We start from the raw sequence: 7,477 nt of genomic DNA on the forward strand, positions 1-7,477 counted from the left end.
TTTTTATGAATCTCTTTAAGGAGGTACTATTTGATGAGATCAAGCGATTATGAACGTTTTTCAGAAGTATTAAAGGCACTGGCTCATCCTGTGCGTTTAGAAATTATTCATCAATTACTGAAGAAAGAGTCCTTAAATGTTTCTCAATTACAACAGCACCTTGATATACCACAATCCACCGTATCTCAGCAGCTAGGTAAGTTAAAACTACTTAAAGTCGTCACCTCTAGTCGAAAAGGATTAGAAGTATTTTACCGCGTAGAGGATGAACAAGCGAAGCAAATAATGAAGATACTGGACTTATAAGTGTATTTATATCCAGAAGATTGGCTATGATGGTGCTTCAGCAAAAAAAGAATGCTCCTTCAAATAACAAAAAGGCATTCTTTATTTGTATAGACGATTCATTCTCCAGTATTCAATTTCATTTTAACTGAGGCTCTACCCATTTCTGGTAGATGTCCTTTAAATCCGATTCTGAAAGGTTTCGTTTTTGTGCAGCTATTTGAATTAACTCAATTTCGTGATACATAGCTTCAGAAAGAACGCCTGTTTGTATGTTCTTGTTAATTTCCATGAAAAAACCCGCTAAAAGATTGTCTGGCAATTGATCGTATAACGACAAAACAATTCCTCCCTTTACAAGCCATTTATCTATAAAGTCTTCTTGTAAAAAAATCTTGTCATACAAAGTTTTTTCTTCTTTTTCGGAACATATAGCACAAATATTACTGTAGTAAGCTTTCAAAGGTAACAAATTGTTCTAGTTGTTCTAATATCTCTTGAATTTCATTCTTATGAAAGGATGCACAACGCCCTATTACCTGAAAGACTTGCCCATTTACATAGTGGGGTTCTAAATATGTAATCACGAATATATCCAAATTACTAACAGGAAAACAATAAAAAATAACTTTCTTACCCGTCCATGCTAATGGATAAATTGTTTTTAATTTTCTTCTTGGCCTCACCATATCAAAAAAAGAAAATTGTACGTTTAGACACAATTTGGACAAATTTAAACTGATACACTGTACGTTAAGCGCAAAGTTTGTTATCAAAAAACTAGCCTTTTGAAAAAAGATCCCAATATTTAGGGATCTTTTTTAGTGAGTTAGTCTTAGATAAAGAAATTGTACTTCTTGATCTGTTACAGATAAACTAATTGATGTCTGCACTACAGCATTTATTGATATTATTAATAGAACAAACATGAATATCAAAAACCATTTTGGAATATCATTTTTCTTTTTTACGAAAGATATTAAGAGAATTAAAAGTAATATAACCAAATATGCTATTGATACATACAATTCAAAATTTTGTTGGCTTAATTTGTTAACGGCATTTCGAAAATCTTCTAAATTCAACTCATGTTCCTTATTTTCCTTTATTATTGAATTAGAACTTTTATAACCAATTTTCCACGTATAATTGTTGTTTTCTTTATCTACAATATAATAATAATTACGCACTTCTTTTTTTGTAATAATTTCTCCATTTGCAAAAGTTTTTGAACTAGGAGCCAATATCCCTATAAGGCATAGCACAATAATTAATTTACTCTTCATATTTTAGTCTCCGACATTTAATGTATTTTCATATTCTTTTATTACTTTGTAAAAAGTATTTTTCTTCAAGTCTAATACCCCCATGAATTGAACCCCAGTAATTTCTCTATTTTTCCACTTCGGATAAGTTTCTTCTATTAGAAGTAATTGCTTTGAGCTTAATGTTAAAAGGTTCAACTGAGGACGTCCTAAATGCTTCCCTTGTGATTTAGCTATCGCAATCCCTTCCGCTTGTCTCTGATGAATCTTTTTACGCTCTTGATCTGCAACATAAGATAGCAAAGATAAAAACTGATCTTCCATTAACCGTCCCATGTCACCCATCTCTCGAAACTTCCGACTATCAAACAATGTTTCATTTTCTAAAACGACAATATCAGCTTGTAATTCTCTTGTTATGTATTTCCATTCTGCAATTACTTCATCATAATTGCGCCCCATACGATCTAAGGCATCTATGTAAACTATATCACCTGTACTTAATATTTTTCGTAATAATTGATACTGAGGGCGATCAAAATGTCGTCCACTTACTTTATCGACAAAAATACGCCGAGCTTCCACTCCTCGTTCCATCATCTTATGTAATTGACGTTGTTCATTTTGATCTTTTGTACTTACACGTATATATCCATAAATATTTGCCATGCTTGGTATTCCCCTTACATTTGTTATCACAATTATACCAAATTCGTTTGTAAAGGTATTAGCTGAAAATAAACGTTTATAAAATAATTTCAGTCACCTTTGTAAACCTGATATTCCAATATTTTATAGGTTTCTTTAAGTGTTTACAAAATAGGGTTATAGTTTAAGCAGGTATGAATAAGTGCTGTAATTCATTGTACGTCGAAAAAACGAAGTTTGATTGTTGCAAACTTCGTTTTTGTTTATATAAGGCATGAATGGTTTCGATTCCTTTGATGATACGAGAAGCATGAAGAAGATTTTGAAATCCTGTGGATTTGGCAAAACACCATTTTCCTTTAACTTTGATATAAGTCTCATCCAAATGCCAAGCATGGAGTGCTGATTTGTTTTTCTTCTTCCAAATTTGATAGATCAGATTGCCCTGTTCATGCACCCAACGCATGATAGTTGTTGGATGGACGGAAACACCACGTTCTTTCAAGATTTCAGATACATCACGATAGCTTAAAGAAAAACGACAGTAATAGCCAACGGCTACTATAATAATGTCTTTCTTGAATTGTTTTCCTTTAAAATATCTCATGTATCATTCTCCTCAGCATATTTTCTCTACAGTTTAGCTTCATTTAAAAAACTTTGCAACAGAACCATTATTCGGATACATTTTGCTGTACACATTGATTACACAAAATTTCACTCGCATTCTTTACTAACACTTTATCCAACACCCCAACGGGCATTCTTGATCTAGTTGGTAGCTTCAAACGAATAATTAACTCTTCTCCTTCCTCAATTTCTTTACAACAACTATGGCAAACTAATTTTTTTTCTTTAAAAACTATCATTTGATTTGTACAAATGGTGTAGCACCACCACTTACTTGTGGCAATTTACCATCCCACTTTTCAATTTTCTTAATCTCTACTATCTCAGGAGAAAGGGATTGTTTTAAGATTTCGTTTGCTTGTGCTTTTCCTTTTGCCTCTTCTATATCCCGCTCCGCAGCAACAATAGCTTGTTTTTTCTCGATTTCTAGCTTTTCTAATTGTTGTTGTGCATCCACAACACCTTGTATTGCTTTCGCTGTATTTTCATCTGGCTTTGGTGCTTCTAGTGTAACTGAATCAACCATAAATCCAGTATCATCTACAATTCCCCGAAATTCTTTTTCGATTGCTGCATTTATTTCTCCTTGATGTTGAAATACTTCTAGAACGGAGTATGTTGAAAATACATTAAGTGTTGCCTTTTTGATACGGGTTTGTAACCAGCCGTTCTCAATCACATCAGGGGATTGCCCTTTAAATTTGTTATATATTTTCGGTAGCTTTTCTACATCATTTGCATAGTCATAAGATAAACTAACTGCTAGTGGTTTACCATCTTTTGTTTGTACATTGAAATTTTTTACTCGTACCGTTTCCGTAGAAACTGGATATTCTGTTACACGTTTAAATGGCGAAACAAGATGCCAACCTTGTCCTAATGTTTCTTTTTCAACACCAGTGCTTCTATTATAAACTACACCAGCGTGTCCTTGCTCAATTACTTTTACACTCATTGCTGTTAATACGACAACTATTACAAGCCCTATTCCTACTATAATCGCACCCATTTTCTTTTTCACTTGTTGTCTTCCTCCTTGAAGATATTTTTTATTTGTAAGGCAACATTACCTATCAATTCGAAAACTCCTAGCCTTTCAGCTACGAACCAAACGAGCGATAAAATCATAATCACTAATGCCACGCCAACTGCCAATGAAAACATAAGGTGTCTCCTTTCGTATGACAACTCATTCTTATCCCTTTTGATTACATAGGTACATCAGGTAAAAAACTTGTGATTAACATCATAATTGCGGTTAAAAATACTACTTTAATAATAAATAAAATAATAATTGGAATAGCTGCTTTTCCTTTACTTAATCCTGCTGTAATTTGTAAACCTAACCAAACTAAAACCAAATTCCATATGTAAAATACTTCAATTGCATTAGCGATTCCGTATGCAAATGTACCTTCAGAAAATATTGCACCTAAACCTGTATATTGAGTTGAGCCACCACCCACTAAGAAACTTATCCCTATATTTATAAGTCCACCGATAATAAAAATAATATTTGCATATACAACCATATTTAATAATGTTTTATACGTCGTATCATTTCCGAAAAATACCATAAAGACTTTGTAAACTCCTGCGATAAATAGGACTCCAATCATAGCCCCAATAAAATTAGAAACGATTCCAGAAATGATTTCTCCTGTGAGGGTACTCTGTCCAGCAGCTTCTCCCCATTTTTCTCGCATTTGGACCACCTCAGGTGATGTATACATCAAGTACGCACTAAAACCACCTAAAAGTCCTTGTAATATTGCTACTAAAAAGAATATACCCCAAATTTTTTCTTTTGTTTTGATTCTTTCAAATTGTAGACCAGGAGAAGTAAACATTCCTAATAATGACGGTTTTTTCTCCCATTCTTCCACGTTTACATTTGATTGCATGACATAACCTCCCAATTCCATTCCAATAAAATTATGTATAAAACATTCCCATGTGTAATTTAGAATTTATATCCTAATATAAACACAAGGTTTCTATTAAGTTCTAAAGACAGGTTCAAATGAACTTGTTTTTAGAACTTAATATGAATATACACTGAATTTACTAAAAAATCAATATGGAATTTTAACTGATATAAACTAATCTTTCTATTGTCAGTTATCCCGTTCGCAAAGGTAGACGTATATGTACAAATGACAAAAATCATTGTACAAAACAAATAGACCATTAAAAGAAAATAAAGAGATTTTTGAAATGAAAACAGAAAAAATCCTTTTCTAGAATTCTAATTGACAATAATTTTACGTACTTGATTTATTAACCAAATAAAATCCAAAAAACACTACTATCTCCACCACAATCCTTAAAATTATATTAAATCTATCTGCAGTTGGCCTGATTATTTATCTGTTAAGAAACTTTGCGACAGAACCTCAAGTACTACTCCCCTCACCTCATTTTTTTCTACTATCTAGCCTCACTCAAAATGTTGTAAAAAATCCCCTTTTGGTTACAAATACAAATTAAGGAGTAAAATTTAGAAAATAGAACAAAAATATAAAAAGGAGGGAATTACTTTGAAAAAAACAGGTATGATTCGAAGAATAGATGAACTAGGAAGAATAATATTACCAAAAGAACTACGAAGAACATTAGCGTTCGCACCGAATTCCAGTTTAGAAATGTTTGTGCTAGATGGGAATATACATGTACAGAAGCAAGAAAGAACTTGTTTTGTAACAGGTAGAAAATCGGAAGATTACAAAGAACTCTATGATGGGCGATTGATCTTAAGTCCAGAGGGAGCGAAAGATCTTTTGCAAACTTTACAGAAGTGGATATGAAGCTTGATAGTTTCTGTTGGAAATTTTCACTTGATGAACAAGTAAGATAGGCATAAAGGAGGAATCTAATAATTAATTTTCGGACCATTATATTTATTTTGTACTTTATTTATATGTGCTTTTTTTTCTCTTATTTCTTTTATAAAATACCTTGATTATGGTTATTTTGTAGTTTTTATATAACAAAGAAAAAATATTATCCAAAAATGAAAACTAGTTTGTTGGATAGAGCTAAATCAAAAATTCTATCAAAATTTGTATCAAGACACCTCATTTTTCCTTCTGTTAAAGAGGTCTTTCAAGAAATATATGCCTTTGTAACAGAAGGGTATGCAAAAATTGTTAGTATTCATTCGAACTGAGGAGGGAATATGGCAAAGAAAAGACGAAAGGTGTTCAGAGAAATATGAAAAAATTTCTAGAGAAAATAAGGGGAAGTCATGTCTATTCGTTTGGGAAAGATCTATATGACAGAACGATGCGAGATGACGTAGCAGGTTTAGCGGCACAACTTGCTTATTGCTTCTTACTTGCTATTTTTCCTGGACTCGTTTTTTTAATTTCCCTTGTTAGTTTTTTTGAAATTTTTGGATTTCCTTCTGTTAATAAAGAAAATGTGCTCAATTTATTAATCAATTATGTGCCAAAAGATGCCATAAACTTGATTAAAGTGAATCTAGATGAAATTCTAAATAAACAGGATGGTGGTTTACTATCACTTAGTTTATTATCAATGTTATGGGTGGCTTCAAATGGTATACATACGATTATGAATGCCTTTAATCGCGCTTATAACGTAAAAGAGGCTCGTTCCTTTGTTGCAACAAGGGCGTTATCTATTGTGTTTACACTGGCAATGATTTTCATGATTGTTTTTGCTTTAACGGTTCTTGTATTTGGAGATGAGCTTTTTAAGATAATTAGTTCATCAGGAAATTTTTCTTTCGTATGGGGTATTTTACAGTTAACAGCCAGTTTCTTAATTTTGTTTTCACTATTTAGCTTTTTATATACCTTTGCACCTAATCAAAAGTTAAACAGAAAAGAAATTATATCAGGAGGCTTATTTGCAACAATCGGGTGGATATTGGTATCGTACTCTTTTGCCTATTATGTAGATAATTTCACAAATTATGCGAATACATATGGGAGTCTGGGTGGTATTATCATTCTAATGTTATGGTTCTATTTAACTGCTTGGTTCATCTTAATTGGCGGGGAAATTAATGCGTTACAAAATTTTTATCGAACAAGTGGCAATAATTCTAGTTCTATTGCAAATAGTAAAAAAAACTCGAAAGGTTCTGTTGCAAAGTTGAATAAAGAATAGAGAAATCCAGATAAAAGTTTTTTATTTTATGTAATTGTTAACAAATTTTTCAACGTATAAAGCATGAACAGTTTCAATGCGGTTCTGGTGCAAAGTTTGAGTGTACTTAAATTACTCTTATGAAAAAAAGTATATTGCTCTGTTATATGAACGAATTTAATAAGAAATATTTGTTAAAGAAACCTTTTGTTAAGGAAAGGTTTCTTTTCATTTGTAAAAGCATTTCTAATGCTCTAATAAAGAATAAATTTAACAGTCCCAAAAGGTAGACGTTTATGTATATATGACAAAATAATTATTTGCATTTTTTTCTTGTATACTAATTTTTGTAGTTCTTTGTAGGCAAAAAAATGAATTCTTATAACGCCACTTTCGAGAAAGCGTAAGCGATTGAAGAACTCCGAAAACCCACTCCTTTAGGGTGGGATGTGGAGCGGAAATTGAAACTTGTAACTTTCAAAGCCCACTGCTTTAGCTGTAGGTATTTACATAAACGAAGCCGAAATCTGATC

Annotated in this window: 8 protein-coding genes and 1 pseudogene; 3 read left to right on the forward strand and 6 right to left on the reverse strand. The window is 32.1% G+C overall.

Annotation, left to right across the window (positions count from 1 at the left end):
* The first annotated feature begins 33 nt into the window (after nucleotides 1-33).
* Nucleotides 34-306 (forward strand): ArsR/SmtB family transcription factor, encoded by a 273-nt coding sequence (locus CDB3_RS28780; RefSeq protein WP_128856819.1) that lies wholly within the window; start codon nucleotides 34-36, stop codon nucleotides 304-306.
* A gap of 118 nt (nucleotides 307-424) precedes the next feature.
* Here CDB3_RS28780 and CDB3_RS28785 read toward each other — a convergent pair whose 3' ends face one another.
* From CDB3_RS28785 to yknW, 6 genes and pseudogenes are all read right to left on the reverse strand, one after another.
* Nucleotides 425-691 (reverse strand): hypothetical protein, encoded by a 267-nt coding sequence (locus CDB3_RS28785; RefSeq protein WP_372708563.1) that lies wholly within the window; start codon nucleotides 689-691, stop codon nucleotides 425-427.
* 415 nt (nucleotides 692-1,106) lie between these two features.
* Nucleotides 1,107-1,571: a hypothetical protein gene (locus CDB3_RS28795; protein ID WP_128856820.1), complete on the reverse strand. Its 465-nt coding sequence runs from the start codon at nucleotides 1,569-1,571 to the stop codon at nucleotides 1,107-1,109.
* A 3-nt stretch (nucleotides 1,572-1,574) separates the two neighbouring features.
* A complete protein-coding gene (locus CDB3_RS28800) occupies nucleotides 1,575-2,219 on the reverse strand; it encodes a recombinase family protein (RefSeq protein WP_128856821.1) in 645 nt (214 codons plus the stop codon).
* A 328-nt stretch (nucleotides 2,220-2,547) separates the two neighbouring features.
* A pseudogene (locus tag CDB3_RS32675) lies at nucleotides 2,548-2,805 on the reverse strand (transposase domain-containing protein); the annotation flags it as partial.
* A gap of 258 nt (nucleotides 2,806-3,063) precedes the next feature.
* Nucleotides 3,064-3,849: a prohibitin family protein gene (locus tag CDB3_RS28815; protein WP_128856824.1), complete on the reverse strand. Its 786-nt coding sequence runs from the start codon at nucleotides 3,847-3,849 to the stop codon at nucleotides 3,064-3,066.
* A 187-nt stretch (nucleotides 3,850-4,036) separates the two neighbouring features.
* Complete coding sequence (gene yknW / locus CDB3_RS28820) at nucleotides 4,037-4,732, reverse strand: YknW family membrane protein (RefSeq protein ID WP_128856825.1); 696 nt, start codon at nucleotides 4,730-4,732, stop codon at nucleotides 4,037-4,039.
* Between the two features lie 636 nt (nucleotides 4,733-5,368).
* Between yknW and CDB3_RS28825 the strand changes: the two genes are divergently transcribed.
* Entirely contained in the window at nucleotides 5,369-5,635 is a 267-nt protein-coding gene (locus CDB3_RS28825; RefSeq protein ID WP_128856826.1) for an AbrB/MazE/SpoVT family DNA-binding domain-containing protein, read from the forward strand.
* A gap of 406 nt (nucleotides 5,636-6,041) precedes the next feature.
* The gene (locus CDB3_RS28830; protein ID WP_128856827.1) at nucleotides 6,042-6,965 is read left to right on the forward strand and encodes a YihY/virulence factor BrkB family protein; all 924 of its coding nucleotides are present in this window, start codon (nucleotides 6,042-6,044) and stop codon (nucleotides 6,963-6,965) included.
* Nucleotides 6,966-7,477 lie beyond the last annotated feature (512 nt).

It is taken from the genome of Bacillus sp. CDB3 (assembly GCF_002081505.1).
GTDB lineage: Bacteria > Bacillota > Bacilli > Bacillales > Bacillaceae_G > Bacillus_A > Bacillus_A cereus_AT.